13 protein-coding genes are annotated in these 18,325 nt (G+C 41.1%); 7 read left to right on the top strand and 6 right to left on the bottom strand.

What is annotated here, in order from left to right:
* Nucleotides 1–228: 228 nt before the first annotated feature.
* The gene (mfd, locus tag MF4640_RS04630; protein WP_078388868.1) at nucleotides 229–3,687 is read right to left on the bottom strand and encodes a transcription-repair coupling factor; all 3,459 of its coding nucleotides are present in this window, start codon (nucleotides 3,685–3,687) and stop codon (nucleotides 229–231) included.
* Nucleotides 3,688–3,827: 140 nt separating this feature from the next.
* Complete coding sequence (locus MF4640_RS04635) at nucleotides 3,828–4,193, bottom strand: hypothetical protein (RefSeq protein ID WP_078388842.1); 366 nt, start codon at nucleotides 4,191–4,193, stop codon at nucleotides 3,828–3,830.
* A 1,121-nt stretch (nucleotides 4,194–5,314) separates the two neighbouring features.
* Between MF4640_RS04635 and putP the strand changes: the two genes are divergently transcribed.
* Nucleotides 5,315–6,838: a sodium/proline symporter PutP gene (gene putP, locus MF4640_RS04640; protein WP_078388843.1), complete on the top strand. Its 1,524-nt coding sequence runs from the start codon at nucleotides 5,315–5,317 to the stop codon at nucleotides 6,836–6,838.
* Between the two features lie 62 nt (nucleotides 6,839–6,900).
* On the opposite strand, the gene MF4640_RS04645 is transcribed toward putP, so the two are convergent.
* Nucleotides 6,901–7,395 carry an Lrp/AsnC ligand binding domain-containing protein gene (locus MF4640_RS04645; RefSeq protein WP_004696989.1) on the bottom strand — a complete coding sequence of 165 codons (495 nt, stop codon included), beginning with the start codon at nucleotides 7,393–7,395 and terminating at the stop codon, nucleotides 6,901–6,903.
* A gap of 117 nt (nucleotides 7,396–7,512) precedes the next feature.
* Here MF4640_RS04645 and putA point away from each other — a divergent pair, with 117 nt between their 5' ends.
* The 5 genes from putA to MF4640_RS04675 all read left to right on the top strand — a co-directional run bounded on the left by putA (nucleotide 7,513) and on the right by MF4640_RS04675 (nucleotide 14,282).
* The gene (gene putA / locus MF4640_RS04650) at nucleotides 7,513–11,268 is read left to right on the top strand and encodes a trifunctional transcriptional regulator/proline dehydrogenase/L-glutamate gamma-semialdehyde dehydrogenase (protein ID WP_078388844.1); all 3,756 of its coding nucleotides are present in this window, start codon (nucleotides 7,513–7,515) and stop codon (nucleotides 11,266–11,268) included.
* 267 nt (nucleotides 11,269–11,535) lie between these two features.
* Nucleotides 11,536–12,618 (top strand): tRNA (uridine(54)-C5)-methyltransferase TrmA, encoded by a 1,083-nt coding sequence (gene trmA, locus MF4640_RS04655; protein WP_078388845.1) that lies wholly within the window; start codon nucleotides 11,536–11,538, stop codon nucleotides 12,616–12,618.
* Between the two features lie 242 nt (nucleotides 12,619–12,860).
* Entirely contained in the window at nucleotides 12,861–13,085 is a 225-nt protein-coding gene (locus MF4640_RS04665) for a hypothetical protein (protein WP_004984703.1), read from the top strand.
* A 207-nt stretch (nucleotides 13,086–13,292) separates the two neighbouring features.
* Complete coding sequence (locus tag MF4640_RS04670) at nucleotides 13,293–13,541, top strand: hypothetical protein (protein WP_004696981.1); 249 nt, start codon at nucleotides 13,293–13,295, stop codon at nucleotides 13,539–13,541.
* A gap of 201 nt (nucleotides 13,542–13,742) precedes the next feature.
* A complete protein-coding gene (locus MF4640_RS04675; RefSeq protein ID WP_004984706.1) occupies nucleotides 13,743–14,282 on the top strand; it encodes a lecithin retinol acyltransferase family protein in 540 nt (179 codons plus the stop codon).
* Here the strand turns inward: MF4640_RS04675 and MF4640_RS04680 are convergent.
* The 3 genes from MF4640_RS04680 to MF4640_RS04690 all read right to left on the bottom strand — a co-directional run bounded on the left by MF4640_RS04680 (nucleotide 14,276) and on the right by MF4640_RS04690 (nucleotide 17,567).
* The gene (locus tag MF4640_RS04680) at nucleotides 14,276–14,737 is read right to left on the bottom strand and encodes an SRPBCC domain-containing protein (protein ID WP_004696977.1); all 462 of its coding nucleotides are present in this window, start codon (nucleotides 14,735–14,737) and stop codon (nucleotides 14,276–14,278) included. The two genes, MF4640_RS04675 and MF4640_RS04680, sit on opposite strands and share 7 nt — an antisense overlap.
* Before the next feature lie 119 nt (nucleotides 14,738–14,856).
* Nucleotides 14,857–15,768: a bestrophin family protein gene (locus MF4640_RS04685; RefSeq protein ID WP_004696975.1), complete on the bottom strand. Its 912-nt coding sequence runs from the start codon at nucleotides 15,766–15,768 to the stop codon at nucleotides 14,857–14,859.
* Between the two features lie 80 nt (nucleotides 15,769–15,848).
* The gene (locus MF4640_RS04690) at nucleotides 15,849–17,567 is read right to left on the bottom strand and encodes a glutamine--tRNA ligase/YqeY domain fusion protein (RefSeq protein WP_078388846.1); all 1,719 of its coding nucleotides are present in this window, start codon (nucleotides 17,565–17,567) and stop codon (nucleotides 15,849–15,851) included.
* Nucleotides 17,568–17,802: 235 nt separating this feature from the next.
* Between MF4640_RS04690 and MF4640_RS04695 the strand changes: the two genes are divergently transcribed.
* Complete coding sequence (locus MF4640_RS04695) at nucleotides 17,803–18,312, top strand: peptidylprolyl isomerase (protein WP_004696971.1); 510 nt, start codon at nucleotides 17,803–17,805, stop codon at nucleotides 18,310–18,312.
* The last annotated feature ends 13 nt before the right edge of the window (nucleotides 18,313–18,325 follow it).

The following is an 18,325-nucleotide window of genomic DNA, read 5'->3' on the forward strand; positions in this document are numbered from 1 at the left end:
TTTATAAATGATGCAAATTAGAATAATGGCTAATACTATCACATCCAATCAGAGGTGAATATTGTAAGCAATGTGTTTCAACACAAATAAACTACGTTTTACTTTGAACCACATCACATTTATTACTTTAATAAATTTCATCAAAAAATCAAGTCTTTCTTTTTATAGCGCAAGTGCGCAAGAAAGACCAGATATCTGTATGAAATCACAGCAAATTAAAACTAAATTTTAATGCAACTCTTTCAACAAACTTTCCAATAAGTCATTGATAAATTGAATCCGTTTTTCATATTCCTCTAGTATGACCATGACCTTTAAGCGCTGACCACCTTCCATCCTAAAAAAGGTCGGGTGTTTTTGCATCATCTGAATAATACTAATTGCCTGAACAGGAGTATCTGGTGAAAATTCAATCGTACCACCATTGGCAGAAATATCCACTTTGGTAATGCCCAGTGTTTCTGCTTTCAAACGCATCTGATGTACAGCAAAAAGCTGCTTTACAGGTTGTGGTGGTATCCCAAAACGGTCAATCAACTCCATACGAATGTTATCGAGTTTTTCCTGACTGTCCGTATTACTAATACGCTTATAGAACAATAAACGCTGATGGACATCTCCCAGATATTCATCTGGAATCAAGGCCGGCATATGTAAATTGATTTCTGCGGTCAGTGAGAGTGGCGCATCGAAATTTGGGGTTTTGCCCTTTTGAATGGCTTTGGTCGCCTTTTCGAGCATCTCCATATATAAGCTATAGCCAATGGCTTGCATTGAACCACTTTGTTGCTCGCCAAGTAGCTCACCCGCTCCGCGAATTTCTAAGTCTTCCGTCGCTAACATAAAGCCCGCACCTAATGTCGATGCCCGCTGAATCGCATCCAGACGTTTTTCAGCATCACCTTTTAATCCTTTGATGGATGGCACCAACAGATAGGCATAAGCTTGGTGATGCGAGCGCCCTACACGCCCACGTAGTTGATGCAACTGCGCTAAACCCAGCTTATCTGCCCGCTCAATTAAAATGGTATTGGCATTCGGAACATCAATCCCTGTTTCAATAATGGTTGAGCAGACCAGCACGTTATATTCTTTATGGTAGAACTGCTGCATGACTTGTTCTAACTCGCGTTCACGCATTTGACCATGTGCAACAGCCACACGTGCCTCAGGGACCAACTCTCGAAGACTCTCCGCTGCACGCTCAATGGTTTCGACCTCATTATGCAAGAAATAAACTTGGCCACCACGCAGTAACTCACGCAAGATGGCTTCTTTAACTGAATCACCCGTATGTTCTTGCACAAACGTTTTTACCGCTAAACGTCGTGCAGGTGGTGTAGCAATAATGGATAGATCACGCATGCCACTAAAGGCCATGTTTAGAGTCCGTGGAATTGGAGTTGCAGTCAGAGTCAACATATCCACATCTGCACGCATTGCTTTAATCCGCTCTTTGTCACGTACACCGAAGCGGTGTTCTTCATCCACAATCATCAAGCCTAAGTCTTTAAACTGGACACTTTCTTGTAGAATTTTATGCGTACCAATCACAATATCAACTTTGCCCTCAGCTAAGTCTTCAATCGTTTTGGTATGTGATTTACTGCTGCCAAAACGTGATAAAACTTCGATGCGAATAGGCCAGTCTGCAAAACGGTCTTTAAAAGACTCATAATGCTGTTGAGCCAGCAACGTCGTCGGCACCAAAACAGCTACCTGTTTATTGTTCTGTACCGCTAAAAATGCTGCGCGCATCGCAACTTCGGTTTTGCCAAAACCCACATCGCCACAGACCAAGCGATCCATCGGTTTAGCCAGTTGCATATCATACAAAGTCGCCTCAATCGCATTGGCTTGATCGAGTGTTTCCTCATAGGCAAAGCCACTAGCAAACTGCATATATTGACCTTGATCTAGCTCAAAACCAAAACCTGGTTTGGCTTGGCGACGGGCTTGGATATGCAATAACTCCGCTGCTACATCATGGATTTGCTCCAACGCTTTACGCTTTGCTTTGCTCCAAGCATCAGTACCCAGTTTATGCAAGGGTGCTAGGTCTGGGTCGCCGCCACTATAACGGCTGATCAAATGTAAATTGGTGACAGGAACATAAACTTTGGCCGCATCGGCATAATCGAGCTGCAAGAACTCATAGTCTTGATCATCAATACTTAAAGTGACTAAGCCCGCATAACGCCCCACACCATAGTCGATATGCACCACCGGCGCTCCCATACTCAGTTCAGTCAAGCTTCTGATGAGAAACTCTTCCGAAACCTCTTGCTGGCGTTTACGACGACGCTGTACAACACGATGCTCATACAACTGATTTTCAGAAATGATGCTAATGCTGTCTTTTAATACCAAGCCACGCTCCAATGGCGCACTGGTAATTGCAATGGCATGTAAAGATTTTTGAAATTCAGCAAAATTCTCGACATTAGGAATCTCTCCCAATGTGGCGCGCAATGCATCTTTTAAAGTTTCACGACGCCCCGCACTTTCAGCAACCAGTAATACTGGATGGTTAGCAGCATCAATATACTGTTTAACCGCGTGAAAGGGCTTTTCATTTTTAGGATCGACTGCTAAACGTGGTGGAAGTTCAGTGTTTAAATTGGTCACACCCGCTTTTAGATCAAAAGCCTCGACTGAAGCAATAATACGTGGAAAGGTATTGAGTTGTTCTAAAACTTGATTGGTCGAAATAAAAAGATGGTTAGGGGCTAAAATTGGCTGGTCAACATTATGGCGGCGGTCTTCATAACGGCGATCGATTTCTTTCCAAAAAATATCTAAACCATCATCAACCTGCTTATCTGTAATGACAATGGAATGACTTGGTAAGTACGAAAGCAGTGTACTTTGGGTTTCCATCTGCGCAGCACTGAAAAAGAGTGGGAAATAGAACTCAATCCCTGGTGATGCAATCCCTTCTAACACATCCTGATAAATTGGATTTTTCTTTGGATTTGCCGTCGGAAACATTTCTGCATAGCGATCACGAAATATGCGGCGTGCCTCTTTCAGCGGAAACTCTTTAGCCGGTAATACTGAAAATTGTTTTAAGTTTTGCGTAGTGCGCTGCGTTTCAGGGTCAAAAAATTTAAGGGTTTCAATTTCATCATCAAACAAATCTATGCGAATTGGTGCAGCTTGACCTGAGGCATAGATATCCATAATGCTACCCCGAACCGCAAATTCACCATGGTCATATACTGTGTCGACCAAATGATAGCCTGCTTGAATCAAACGCTTCTTTTGCTGTTCCAATTCAAACTTTTGACCAATGTGAATATCAAAGTGTTCTCCCAACACCCACGAAGTTGGCGCTACACGCTGTGCCAAGGTCGAAGCCGAAATCAGTAAGACGCCTGTTTGCGGCATATTGGATAAAATTGCGAGACGCTCAGACACAATATCCTGATGAGGAGATAAACGGTCATAAGGCAGAATTTCCCAGTCTGGAAAAATGGTCGGTCGAATACCGTAAAATTCAAATTCACTTTCGAGTTGTGCTAAGTGTTGATTATTTTTTGCCACAACCACAAAGAGCTTTTTATTTTGTGAACTTAACGTTTGAATGAATAATGCAGCTGAAGAGCCGAGCAAATTTCCCAGCCAACGTTTTTCGCCTGCTTTTAGTTGTTGCACATTCAGTTGGGAGATTTCTTCTTGGAGCATGGACATGGCTTTAGCGTTTAAAAACATGCGTCATATACTAGCATGATGTCCTCACGCTGCATGTTATTTTTCACGACAACAACATCATCAATCTAGCGCTAAGTCCTTTTTACAACTCAAATTTATGATTTTTAAAAGACTTATTTTTTGTCACGTATAAACTGGTAATAATAGTCATTGAGTAGCTTAATCATTCGCTTTAACTCAATTAAGTTTTCTAGATTATTGCCTAAACGTACAACAAATCGCTCATTGGCAATTTCCAAGTCGATCTTTTCATTGATTAACATAGCACTATAAAAAAGTGCATTGAGGTCATCAAACTGACTAATTCTACGATTTGAAAAATAGACCAAACGTTCAGCATGTATAGCATTTAGTACAATACCTTCAATGATAAAGCCTTTTTCATCATCATATTCAATCTGATGCTGCTGCAAAAATAGTTGTTCTGGCGCATCTTTCTTTAATTTAAATAATTGGCTCAATTTACTCAGCATAGACATCTAATCATGGTTCCTCACTCAGGCTTATTGTATTTCTAACTGCTACCTTTTGTTAGCACGGATTGGCTTAAAAGTATAAAAGCAGCGCATTAACTACTTTTATACCTATATATAGTTATAAATGTCTTAGCGAACTTATGCTAAAGGTACAACCTTCGTCGTCACCTCAGTAACCAAATTTTCAAATAAAAAATGCGACCTAACGGTTCCCGAGTAAGTAACCCTTGCCCCAATACTACGCATGACTACATCCAAGCATAGGTGTTCATTGGCTTGAATATATTTGGTATTTAAGGCTGCAATACCATTAATAAATTGCTAAACGCAGCGGCGTTGGATAAACATCATTGGTCGATTGAGATTTATTGACAAGGTCATTTGGATGAATAACCTCGTATTTACCCTAAGAAAGGAATACATGCTTTAATGCAAAATTGGTCAACACTTCGTTGCTATTCATATTAATTTGTGGTGCCCGCTCTATCTTGATAGACATCTATAGGGAAAAGCGTATGTCTAACCTTCAATAGTTTGGCTCAATTGATCACATACCACCGCAATGGTCTGCACAATTTCAGGAGAGATTTTGCCAAATGTGCAGTTAATTTATACCGACTCTATTTTCACTTGTGCCAAAGCAAGCAGAAAATGCCATTGAATTCCTATTTTCTAATTAGAAATTTGAAAGTTTTCCAATGCTCTCAAAGCAAAAACGCCCTAACAGAATTAGGTTAATGGTGAAATATTCGTCTTTTTCACCTATTTCATGACTGTAAATACATTTCATAAATGAAACATTTTATATGGAAATGCGCCTACTCTGCAGGTAATGTAATTTTTCGTAAGCAATAAAAAATCATAAATTATAACTAGCTTGCTGATTTTACGAAATAAAAGCTTAGAATCTCATTTACCCTATAAAAAAGAATAATAATTGACCAATAAATAACATATTTTCAACAACTTATTCTTTAATTTTAAAAAACAATTAATAATTACACAAAGCATACAAAAACACATCACAACTGTTACAGAGTGTAATTTTATTTTTATGCTTGAATCGCCGTCTCAAACAAAGCGATTAAAAAATCTCCCAAGTCGGATTTTGCCAAGGAATGCCTATGAGTCAAATTAACCCCACCCTCGTCACATTTTTAGTTTATATCATTGCCATGGTTGGCATCGGTTTGTATGCATACAAGTCCACAAACAACTTTGATGATTACATCTTAGGTGGTCGTAGTTTAGGAAGTGTGGTTACTGCGCTTTCTGCAGGTGCATCAGACATGAGTGGCTGGTTACTGATGGGCTTACCGGGTGCAATTTATTTGTCTGGTTTGTCTGAAGCGTGGATTGCCGTAGGCCTAATCATTGGTGCATGGCTCAACTGGTTATTGGTTGCAGGACGTTTACGTGTGCATACTGAAGTCCAAAACAATGCCCTCACCCTACCTGATTATTTCACAGGTCGTTTCGCAGATCGCAAACGTATCTTGCGTATGATCTCAGCTGTCGTTATTTTAGTATTCTTCGCGATTTACTGTGCTTCAGGCATGGTCGCAGGCGCGCGTCTATTTGAAAGTATCTTTGGTTGGAACTACACCACTGCACTTTGGATTAGCGCAATTGCAACCATCAGTTATGTGTGTATCGGCGGCTTCCTTGCAATTAGCTGGACAGACACCTTCCAAGCAGGTCTAATGATTTTTGCTCTGCTGCTTACCCCAATCATGACTTACCTTGCGATTGATGGTAATGCTGCACAGTTCACAGTCTTACTTGAAACGGCTCGCCCACAAGCGATGCATATTGTTTCTGAACTCAGCACTGTTGCCATCCTGTCATCATTGGCATGGGGCTTAGGCTATTTTGGTCAGCCACACATTTTAGTGCGCTTCATGGCTGCGGATTCTGTGAAAACGATTCCTGCTGCGCGTCGCATTGGTATGACATGGATGATTTTATGTCTAGGTGGTGCGGTAGGTGCTGGTTTTATTGCCATCGCGTACTTCCAACAACACCCTGAACTGGCGGCTGTGGTTTCTCAAAACCCTGAAACTGTGTTCATGGAACTGACTAAACTCTTATTCAACCCTTGGATTGCGGGTATCATTTTAGCTGCAATTTTAGCTGCGGTGATGAGTACATTAAGCTGTCAGCTATTGGTTTGTTCTACAACATTGACAGAAGACATGTACAAAGCCTTCATCCGTAAAACCGCTTCTCAAAAAGAATTGGTTTGGGTGGGTCGCTTCATGGTTATTGCTGTTGCTGTTCTTGCAATTTGTTTAGCAAGCAACCCTGACAGTAAAGTTCTAGGCCTTGTCGCTTATGCATGGGCAGGTTTTGGTGCGGCATTTGGTCCACTGATTATCTTGTCTTTGTTCTGGAAGCGCATGACCTTGAATGGTGCTATTGCAGGTATTATTGTTGGTGCAGTAACCGTGATTGTGTGGAAAAATGCATTAGGACACTTAGGTCTATATGAAATTATTCCAGGTTTCATCTTCTCTTGGATCAGCATTGTAGTGGTAAGCTTAATGGGTAAAGCCCCTGAAGCTGAAGTAGTACAACGCTTTGAACAAGCAGACAGTATGTACAAACAAGCGATGGCTGAAATGAAAGAAGAATCTACACAACGTTAATCGAACGTGTAGACCAAAAAAAGGGGCTTTTAAGCCCCTTTTTTTACATCTCATGTACTCAATTATTTCGACAAAGGTTTGTATTTGAGTTGAATACGTGAGCTTTCTTTGATGACTTCCATCACTGGATAACTGCGCGTTTCTTTAACACCCGGCAGTTGCCACAAGACTTGACCTGAGATTTTTCGGAACTCATCCATACTGGCACAGCGAATCTTCACCACAAAATCAAAGCCCCCACTGGTCATATGACATTCCACAATTTCATCATGCTGTAGCACGGCATGGCGAAAATCTTCCAAGACATGTGGCGTGGTTTTATCCAAAAGGATCTCCACAAAAACCACAAAACTGGCATTGAGCATGTTTGGATTTAAGCGTGCTTCATAACTCAGAATAAAGCCTTCCTTAGTTAATTTTTGCACCCGAGCCAAAGCAGCCGTCGCTGACAAGTTCACTTCTTCGGCAAGTTTAATATTCGATATTTTTCCATCTCTTTGAAGAATATCTAATATTTTGATATCTGTTCGGTCCAAACTAAAAATTGGGCTCGTCATCTGAATTAATCTCTAAATAGCATACAAATTATAGTGAGTTATTCGGCATTCTTTCTGTAATCATAAATTAATTACTATAGATCTCTCAACACATTATTGTATGCACAGGATGTAGGCATGAATATGATGGAAAGCAATACGCATTTCAACGACGCTCAAACTCAATTTGAATATATTACCGAATTCAAAGAAAAAAGTGAGCTTGAAGTTGAAATCAATACCGCTTGGCGACGTGCCGAAACTGACTGTGTTCAAAACTTATTAGACCACAGCAAAATCTCTGACGAGATGAATCAACGCATTCATGAACTTGCGTTTGATTTGGCTCATACTTTACGTGAACGTAAAAGCGGCAGCGGTAAAGCAGGTATTGTACAGGGTCTCTTACAAGAATTTGCACTGTCTTCTCAAGAAGGCATCGCGCTGATGTGTTTAGCTGAAGCTTTGCTTCGTATTCCAGACATGGCGACACGTGACCTATTGATTAAAGACAAAATCAACCAAGGCAACTGGAAAGAACACGTTGGTCAAAGTAACCTGATGTTTGTCAATGCGGCTGCATGGGGCCTCATGTTGACTGGCAAACTGATGGAAACGCCAAAGCAAAATAGCTTATCAGGCACTTTAACAGGCTTATTGGCACGTAGTGGTCGTGGCATCATCCGTAAAGCAGTTGATGTAGCTATGCGTATGATGGGCGAACAGTTTGTGACTGGCGAAACCATTGGTGAAGCATTACAACACGCTGAACGTCTTGAAGAAAAAGGCTTCCGTTATTCATACGACATGTTGGGTGAAGCAGCACTGACCGATCATGATGCTGATCGTTATATGAAAGATTATACCGATGCCATTCATGCCATTGGTCAAGCGTCAAAAGACAAAGATGTTTATGACGGTCCGGGTATTTCAATTAAATTATCTGCTCTACACCCTCGCTACCAACGTGCGCAAGTTGCACGTATGCATGAAGAGTTGTACGGTAAAGTCTTTACGCTTGCTAAATTAGCACGCGGCTATAACATCGGTTTAAATATTGATGCAGAAGAATCTGAGCGTTTAGAAATTTCTTTAGAAATGCTTGAACGTCTATGCTTTGAACCAGAACTCAAAGACTGGAAAGGCATTGGTTTCGTTATCCAAGCGTATCAAAAACGTTGTTTCTACGTGGTAGACTACATCGTAGACTTGGCTAAACGTAGCGAAAAGCGCTTAATGATCCGTTTAGTGAAAGGCGCGTACTGGGACAGCGAAATTAAGAAAGCACAAATTGAAGGGATGACTGACTACCCTGTATTTACCCGTAAAGTACATACAGACTTGTCGTATATCGCTTGTGCGAAGAAATTATTGGCTGCACCAGAACAAATCTACCCACAGTTTGCAACACACAATGCGCAAACCTTGGCGACTATTTATGAAATGGCCAACCCAGAGAAATACTACGTAGGTCAGTATGAGTTCCAATGCTTACACGGCATGGGCGAGCCACTGTATGAACAAGTAGTCGGCGAAAAACTAGATAAAAAACTAGGTGTACCTTGCCGTATTTATGCACCTGTCGGTAACCATGAAACACTATTGGCTTATCTTGTACGTCGTTTACTTGAAAATGGTGCAAACACCTCTTTTGTAAACCGTATTGCAGACAAGTCACTCGCGATTGATGATTTGATTGAAAATCCAACTCAAACCATCTTAAGCAGTGCAAAACGTGAAAATATCGTGGGTCAAAAGCACCTTTCGATTCCACTTCCTGCTGAGCTTTATGGCCAACTGCGTGCAAACTCTAAAGGTTTAGATCTTGCAAATGACTCTGCATTAATTCATCTGAACCAAACAGCTCAACAGTTTGCTAAGCACCAATGGTCTGCTGCACCAATGGGTGAGCACTTTCAGACCAATGACGCCGTTGCTCCGCAAAGCATTATCAACCCAGCACGTCACTCAGATGTTGTGGGTTATGTACAAGAAGCAACAACTGAACAAGTTGAGCAAGCATTAAACAATGCGCAGGCTGTTCAAGACATTTGGGCACGTACGGCTAAAGACACCCGTGCGAGTTACCTCCTTCGCGCTGCTGACTTAATGGAAGCTCGCTTAGAAGAACTGATGGTTTTACTTTGTCGTGAAAGTGGTAAAACGTATGCCAATGCCATTGCAGAAGTTCGTGAAGCTGTAGATTTCTTACGCTACTACGCAACGCAAATGATTGATCTAGATGCAAACGCAGAAGTTGAGCCTTTAGGCACGATGCTATGCATTAGCCCATGGAACTTCCCATTGGCCATCTTCACAGGTCAGGTTGCTGCTGCATTGGTTGCGGGTAATACCGTGATTGCTAAACCAGCTGAACAAACGCCATTGATCGCAGCTCAAGCAATTCAAATCTTATGGCAAGCGGGTGTGCCTCAAGCTGCTGTACAGCTGATGCCGGGTCGTGGTGAAACTGTGGGTGCACAACTCAGTGCAGCCGAGCAAGTTCAAGGCATCATGTTCACAGGTTCAACTGAAGTTGCTAAGATTTTGCAAAAAACTGTGGCGAAACGTTTAAGCAAAAATGGTGAAAGCATTCCACTGATTGCTGAAACAGGCGGTCAAAATGCCATGATCGTTGACTCTTCGGCACTGACTGAACAAGTTGTACTTGATGTCGTTAGCTCAGCTTATGACAGCGCAGGTCAACGTTGTTCTGCCCTTCGCGTACTATGTGTACAAGAAGATAATGCCGATGCAGTAATTCAAATGCTTAAAGGCGCAATGCAGCAACTTCAAGTGGGCAACCCATATCTACTTAAAACAGATATTGGTCCAGTCATTGATGCTGAAGCGCAAGAAAACATTCAAAAGCACATCGACAAAATGCGCCAAAAAGGTCATCGCGTACACCAATTGATGCTTAATGATGCTCAAGACACTGAGATAAATGCAGGCACGTTCATTACACCAACACTAATAGAGTTGCCAAATCTAAATGATTTAGAGCGCGAAGTGTTTGGTCCTGTGCTGCACGTGATTCGCTTTAACCAAGGTTCACTCAAACAGTTACTTGAGCACATCAACAGCAAAGGCTATGGCCTGACGATGGGTCTACATACCCGTATTGATGAGACCATTCAAACTGTAATGACCCATGCTGAAGTAGGTAACCTCTACATCAACCGCAACATTGTGGGTGCAGTTGTCGGTGTACAACCTTTTGGTGGTGAAGGTTTATCAGGCACTGGCCCTAAAGCGGGTGGTCCAATTTATCTATATCGCCTAATGCAAAACTGTTCTGCGAAAAAGTTGAATAAACCTTTTGCTACAGGTGCTGATTTAAACCCTCAGGTTGAGTTCAGCAACTCTGCATTGTTCCTTGAGTGGGCAGCTAAAACCTTCCCAGCAGTGAAATTGGCAAAAATTGAGAACTTCTGTTCAGGCCATCATTACGAGCTACAAGGTCCGACTGGTGAAAGCAACCAATACATGGTGATTCCGCGTCATGCAGTGTTGTCATTAGCAGAACAAGAAGCGGATCAACTACAACAGTTGAATGCGATTTTTGCAGTTGGTAGCCGTCCAGCAGTGCTTGCAGATAACAGCTTTGTGTTAAAACACATGCCAAGTATGCCTAAAGCATTGGCTCAAGCCTTCCATGTTATCAAAGACATCAAAACTGATGTTTTTGATGCGGTATTGCACCATGGTACAACGGCGCAGCTTTTAGCGTTGCAACAGCAGATTGCTGAGCGTCAAGGTGCGATTGTGGGTATTACTCATCTTAGCCCATCACAAACAGCCATTCCTTTAGAACGTTTTGTGATTGAGCGCGCTATTAGTGTTAACACTGCAGCTGCTGGTGGTAATGCAAGTCTCATGACTTTGAACTAAGCCCAATTTAAACCTGTAGTCCTCATCGGGACTGCAGGTTTATTACTATGTTTCCTCTATTGCCAAGTCAACATCTCCTGGTCTGTTTACTTGGCATTTTTTATGCGACTCGGTTTGACTTAATCTACTCAAAAATTTCCGATATAGCAAAGTATCAAACCATCTGTAGCATGAATAAACCCCACGCTTTTGCTGAATATCTTTAGGCTAATTCAGCAAACTTTGTTACCATCTCTTTTTTCTATATGTTTGCGATTTTTACTGCATATGACTTCTTCTTATCAACAACAACTTGACGCCAAAATTGAACGAATTACAGCTCAATTTGCTGAATTCACTCCACCTTCGCTTGAAGTTTTTCAATCTCCTGAAAAAAACTTTCGCATGCGTGCAGAATTCCGTATTTGGCATACCGAAGATGATATGTTTTATGCCATGTTTGAACGCGATGAAGACAATCAGAAAAAAGTCATTCGTATTGATGACTTCCCAATCGCTGATGCCAGTATTAATCAGCTCATGCCTGTTTTATTGGCAGAATTGAAAAGCAATGATCTCCTCTCAAAACGCCTATTTGAAGTGCATTTCTTAGCGACCTTAAAAGGTGAAATGCTAGTTTCCCTGATTTACCGCTGCCCACTCGATGAACAATGGCAGGTTTTAGCCAAACAACTTTCAGAAAAATTAAATATTAAGTTGATTGGCCGTAGCCGTGGTCAAAAAGTGGTACTCACCGATGAATTTGTGGTGGAAGAACTGCAAGTTTTTGAGCGTAAATATCAATACAAACAAATTGAAAGTAGCTTTACACAGCCCAATGCGCAAGTCTGCCAAAAAATGCTCGAATGGGCCTGCAATGCTGCACAGCAATCAAATAAAGATTTGTTAGAACTTTACTGCGGCAATGGTAACTTTACCCTACCGCTTTCCACCCGTTTCAACCGTGTCTTAGCCACTGAACTGGCTAAGTCTTCGGTGTATGCCGCACAGTGGAACATCGAACAAAACCACATCGATAATATTCAAGTCGCGCGTTTATCAGCAGAAGACTTCACACAAGCCTATAACGGCGAACGCGAATTCCGTCGCTTACAAGAAGCAAATATAGATATGAGCAGCTATGAGTTCGATACCGTGTTTGTTGACCCACCGCGTGCGGGCATTGATGGTGAAACCTTAAAATTGATTCAGCGTTTTGAACGGATTATCTATATTTCGTGTAATCCTGATACCTTGCATGACAACTTAAAAACACTCAGCCAAACCCATAAAATTTCACAGTTTGCGCTGTTTGACCAATTTCCCTATACCCACCATGTCGAGTCTGGGGTTTTGCTGGAAAAAATTTAAACAATTTGTTGCAACTTAAACCGTATAAAAAAGAAGCTCAAATGAGCTTCTTTTTTAATTTTCATGAAAAAAGATAAGCTTATATAAAATGCAAGTATTTCAACTGTCATAATAACGTTAATACCTTGCGCTATAATCGGAATTTTTCGACATCGATCGCTGCTTTTATCTCTCACGCTGACTTGCATTATTTTACAGATTGGTTATATTTCACCCTATGTTAGGTTGTAAATGAAGTCTATATGAGTTTTTGGCAAAAGCTGTTTTCGAATGAACAGCAAAACGAGCATAAAAATCAAATTGCTTGTGTTGAAAATGACTGCTCTTGTAAAACCAATGAACAGCTCATCGAAAAGCTTAAAACAGCGACCGATGAAGACGTGATTGTTGGGATTAAAAAAGTATTAGCTTCTCGTGGCTATGGCCGTAAGGAGTTAAATGAACTTCAGCATCGACCTCTACAGTAGTAGAGTCACTGAATATTCATCAAAAAGGCATTTAGATTGATCTAAGTGCCTTTTTTAATGTCTGTAAATCATTCGCCTTATAAAAAACCAAGATATATGAAGCACAGCACACTTTGCACGTTTAAATATTATACAAAGCCTGAATTTTTTGTTACCTTACAGGCTCAATATAAAAATCAATAATTTTTGAAATTAAAAGGTTAAGTAATGAAAAAACTACTCATAATCAGCACATGTATTACCCTTTTATCTTTAACAGCATGTAGCAAGATGCCGAAAGCTTGTGTTGAGTCTTGGGAAAAAATGGAAAAACTTGCCGAGCAGATGGGTTTGCCTGAAGAACAACTCAAAGAACAAAAAAAGAAATTTGAAGAAGACGTGAAAGCGATGAACACTGAAGAAGCAACACGCATGTGCAGTACCCAAAATTCACTTTTAGGTCTAGTAGATCAATAAACACTACTTCATCTTAAAAGAGGATGCTTGCATCCTTTTTTAATGCGATCACAAAAGCTAGATACTCCTTTCCAATCGGTCTCTTTTATTTCTATCATCGTAAACTCAAATAACCGAAACCCACTAAACAGTCGCTAATTCCCAGCAGAAGCTTTAAAATACAGATAAAAGACAACTGTAATGAATTAGCACGTATTAGGCATGCAACAACAAAAAGTCCACTACCCCTTGGGGGCTCATCTTATAGTCAAACATTTTGGCTATACGCATCACGGCATATATGCTGGGCGTGGACGTGTGATTCATTATTCAGGTTTTGCGCATCTTTTTAAAAAGCATCCGATTGAAATCACCTCCATCGAGAACTTTAGCCACGGACGTAAAATTACAGTTAATCAGTACCAAGCCCCCAAATATAAAGGCCGTAAAGTGGTTCGCCGTATGCGCTCACGCATGCATGAAAACAACTACCATCTTATTATCAATAACTGTGAACACTTATGCACATGGGCCATTACAGGCGTTGAAAGTAGCCCACAAGTCATCAAAATGATGAACAGACTTACTACTATTGGCTATGTCAGCTCTATGATGAGTTTCATGAACAGCCTGATGTTAACGCTGACCACCACCTGTTTTGCCTTGGTGCTCTACATCAAAAAGAAATTACGTGATAAGGCCAAACAGCAGCTTGGGAACTATTTTGAGTTTAAAGAGGAACGCTCTAAAAAAGATCACTGATGTGAACGCAGTTGAAAAGGCGGAAATTTATCTTCGACCAAGTTGAGCTGGATATCGTATTCAAGCCATGCCTTGGCACCATCTAACACTGTAGTAAAGCCACCTGTTGCATCCATCACGTAATGAATCAGCTCATTACCTTGTAACTCAATGTCATAGTTTCGAATGATCACATAGGTATTCATGCTGTCGATTTTTTCAAATACAAAATCAACTTTAGTTTTAGGCGTGCCCCATTCGATGCAGATCAGCTCATTTTCAACGACTTGGAGGACATGAGTCGAATGTGTAATTTGGTATTTATCCCATGTCCAATCGACCATTGCGCCTTTTTCTAAATAGCCGGAAGACTGACTAAACCAAAACTTGGTGGTTATGAGTGGATCAACAAAAGCGTTAAACACAATATTGACAGAACGCCGAATCAACATCTGAGTTTCGATCACGGTAGTCATTGTTATATCCCTATCACTTTTAAACTTAGTGATAGCACATCTCAACAAACCAATCATATCGAAAATTTGTTATGGCTCAGGCAATCCGCTCATTTTCTGTTATGGATTTGTTCACTGCTTTAACTTAAATTGGCTCTATGCGCACTTACTGGTTCTGGCAAAGATTCATTTAAAGAACTGAGCATTTCGCGCTCTATGCCCCGCACAATAGCATCTAAAGGCAAATCATTTTCCTGAAGCCCGAAGGGTTCTTCTAACTCTGCACTTAGCGCATCTAAACCCAATAATAGATAGGCAATTAAGGCCACGATCACCGGTGACCAAAAACCGAGACTGGAACTTAAACTAAAAGGTAAAATGAGACAGAAAGAGTACACGGCACGGTGTAACAAAACTGAATAAGAAAATGGCAGAGGTGTAGATGAAATACGGTCACAACCAGCGTGAATATCTCCCATTGCCACCGTATGCTTAGTCAGCATACTGTAAATAATATCGCTAATCTCACCACGCTTATACAACACCGCCAGATCTTTCTGCGTAAGCTCTAATAGATATTGCGGTGGATTAATATGCGTAGCCAATACCTCCCACTGCTCTACTGTCAGTTGTACTTTGGCTTGATAGTGGTCATAGGTATGACTTTGCTGCCGTAAACGATCTCGAAGCAAATGACTAAATAACATCACGCGATACATCAAAACTGTACGCTCTGCATCATTTAAGACATAACTATCACGGATCATATGCCGTGCGTTGGCAATCATTGCGCCCCATAGCTTACGCCCTTCCCACCAGCGGTCATAACACGCTGTATTTCGAAAGCTTAAGAAAATCGAAAGAATCACACCAAATACAGTAAACCCAATGACAGGCACTGCAGGAGCTGTCACGTAATGTTGAGTCGCTAGATAAACCAAAAGAGTTGAAATTAAAACACCGACCATCAGTGCCGGAAACACTTTCGGCAAAATGGTGCCACGCCAAGCAAAGAGTAATGCAAAGCTATTGGTTTTATCTCGAACGATCACAGTATATTCCTATTGGTTTCGCTACGAAAAGGCTCAACCGAAGTTGAGCCTTATATCTATCCAAATCAAGCAAACAGCGCTTATTTAGGCTTAAAGCTGTCTTTTAAGTCTAAAATACGGTTAAACACAGGTTTCTCTGCTGTATGGTCGTATTGATCTGCAACAAAATAACCTTCACGCTCAAATTGGAAACGGTCTTCAGGCTGTGCTTGCGCCAATGCAGGCTCAATCACCGCGTTTACAATTTTCAATGAATCAGGATTCAAGTTCGCTAAGAAATCATCGCCCACTTCAGGGTCCGACTCTGTAAACAGGCGATCATAAATACGCACTTCAGCAGGAATGCCTTTAGTCGCAGATACCCAGTGAATCACCCCTTTAACTTTACGACCTTCTGGATTTTTGCCCAAAGTTTCAGGGTCGATTGAACATTTCAACTCAACCACTTTACCGTTTTCATCTTTAATCACTTCATCACACTTAATGACATAAGCATGACGTAGACGAACTTCACCACCCGGAATTAAACGCTTGAAGCCTTTTGGTGGTTCTTCTTCAAAGTCTTTACGGTCAATGTAAATTTCAGAGGTTAACGGAATTACACGCTCACCCATGTCTACATTTGGATGACGTGAATGAGTTAAATCTATATCGTTAGGCAAATTTGTGAGTGTGACTTTGAGTGGATTCAATACTGCCATACCACGAGCAGCTGTATTTTCCAAAGACTGACGGATGCAGTATTCAAGCATTGCAACATCAACAATACCATCTGACTTCGACACACCAACACGCTTACAGAAGTCACGTAGGCCTTCTGGGGTAAAACCACGACGACGCATACCTACAACGGTTGGCATACGTGGGTCATCCCATCCATTGACATAACCACCTTCAACCAATTTACGTAATTTACGCTTAGAGGTAATGGTGTAGTCAATATTTAAACGGCTAGACTCATACTGACGTGGTACTGCTTCCGAGTGAACTTTCTCAACCACCCAGTCATAAAACGGACGGTGGTCTTGGAATTCCAAAGTACATAATGAGTGAGTAATGCCTTCAATTGCATCGGATAATGGATGTGCATAGTCGTACATTGGGTACATTTTCCATTTATCACCTGTTTGGTGATGCTCTGAATGGAGTACACGGTACAAAATAGGGTCACGCATATGCACATTTGGAGATGCCATATCAATCTTGGCACGCAGAACAGCTTCACCTTCTGCAAACTCACCATTGTTCATTTTTTCAAAACGTGCAAGGTTTTCTTCAACTGAAGTATCGCGGTAAGGCGAGTTTTTACCTGGCTCAATAAAGTTACCACGGTTCAAACGAATTTCTTCAGGCGACTGCAAATCAACATAAGCATCACCCTGTTTAATCAGTTGAATCGCCCATGCATGGAGTTGATCAAAATAGCTTGACGCATAGCGCGGTTCGCCATTCCACTCAAAACCTAACCATTTAACATCGTTGGCGATCCCATCTACATATTCTTGTTCTTCTGCATCTGGGTTGGTGTCATCAAAACGTAGGTTACAAAAACCATCAAACTCGTTGGCAATACCAAAATTTAGACAAATTGCTTTTACGTGACCAATGTGTAAATAACCATTCGGCTCTGGCGGGAAACGCGTGACTACTTTTTGCGTACGACCTTCAGCCAAATCATCGGTAATCACTTGGCGAACAAAGTCTAAGCCTGGCTGTTGTTCTTGCTGCGCTGCGACAGAGGCATTGTTACTTGGTGTCGGGTTATTTGGCAGTGTTGAAACAACATCATTCGGCTTCATAGTTTAAAAATCACTTTGATGAAAAAAATTAAGGAAAAATAGGGTCCTGCTATACGAGCATAATTCTAACTGATCTATCAGTCGATTTATGAATATTTTACAGCCCCTTAAACGATATTTGATCTATTTTACAAAGAAAATAACGTTTTTACTTGCCTTGTAGTTTACAGTTTGCTTATGCTTCTCACAACCAAAAAACCCATGGCTTTGATGTCCATGATTAGGAGATTACACAATGAGTTTTCCTCAAGTCGAATTAAACACCAATAAAGGTCGTATTGTTCTTGAACTTAACAACGAAAAAGCACCGATTACTGTTGCTAACTTCTTAGAATACGTACGTGACGGTTTCTATGACGGCGTAATTTTCCACCGCGTGATCGATGGCTTCATGATCCAAGGTGGTGGTATGGATGAAAACTTCAAAGAAAAAGCAACACGTGATGCAATTGAAAACGAAGCTGATAACGGCTTAACCAATGACCTTGGTACAATTGCAATGGCGCGTACACAAGCACCTCACTCTGCATCTGCTCAGTTCTTTATTAACGTGGGTAACAACTCGTTCCTTAACCACTCTGGCAAAAATGCACAAGGTTGGGGTTATGCAGTTTTCGGCAAAGTAACTGAAGGTCTAGACGTAGTAAACGAAATTAAAGGCGTTCGTACTGGCAACCGTGGCTACCACGCTGATGTTCCACTAGAAAACGTTGTGATTGAATCTGCTAAGATCATTTCTGAGTAATTTTTAAATCCTC

It is taken from the genome of Acinetobacter sp. MF4640, from assembly GCF_002018895.1.
Lineage (GTDB): Bacteria > Pseudomonadota > Gammaproteobacteria > Pseudomonadales > Moraxellaceae > Acinetobacter > Acinetobacter johnsonii.

What these genes read in the sequence shown, in the direction of transcription:
- mfd (WP_078388868.1), bottom strand. Translation starts at nt 3,687, where the DNA reads ATGCTCCAAGAAGAAATCTCCCAACTGAATGTGCAACAACTAAAAGCA.
- MF4640_RS04635 (WP_078388842.1), bottom strand. Translation starts at nt 4,193, where the DNA reads ATGTCTATGCTGAGTAAATTGAGCCAATTATTTAAATTAAAGAAAGAT.
- putP (WP_078388843.1), top strand. Translation starts at nt 5,315, where the DNA reads ATGAGTCAAATTAACCCCACCCTCGTCACATTTTTAGTTTATATCATT.
- MF4640_RS04645 (WP_004696989.1), bottom strand. Translation starts at nt 7,395, where the DNA reads ATGACGAGCCCAATTTTTAGTTTGGACCGAACAGATATCAAAATATTA.
- putA (WP_078388844.1), top strand. Translation starts at nt 7,513, where the DNA reads ATGAATATGATGGAAAGCAATACGCATTTCAACGACGCTCAAACTCAA.
- trmA (WP_078388845.1), top strand. Translation starts at nt 11,536, where the DNA reads ATGACTTCTTCTTATCAACAACAACTTGACGCCAAAATTGAACGAATT.
- MF4640_RS04665 (WP_004984703.1), top strand. Translation starts at nt 12,861, where the DNA reads ATGAGTTTTTGGCAAAAGCTGTTTTCGAATGAACAGCAAAACGAGCAT.
- MF4640_RS04670 (WP_004696981.1), top strand. Translation starts at nt 13,293, where the DNA reads ATGAAAAAACTACTCATAATCAGCACATGTATTACCCTTTTATCTTTA.
- MF4640_RS04675 (WP_004984706.1), top strand. Translation starts at nt 13,743, where the DNA reads ATGCAACAACAAAAAGTCCACTACCCCTTGGGGGCTCATCTTATAGTC.
- MF4640_RS04680 (WP_004696977.1), bottom strand. Translation starts at nt 14,737, where the DNA reads ATGACTACCGTGATCGAAACTCAGATGTTGATTCGGCGTTCTGTCAAT.
- MF4640_RS04690 (WP_078388846.1), bottom strand. Translation starts at nt 17,567, where the DNA reads ATGAAGCCGAATGATGTTGTTTCAACACTGCCAAATAACCCGACACCA.
- MF4640_RS04695 (WP_004696971.1), top strand. Translation starts at nt 17,803, where the DNA reads ATGAGTTTTCCTCAAGTCGAATTAAACACCAATAAAGGTCGTATTGTT.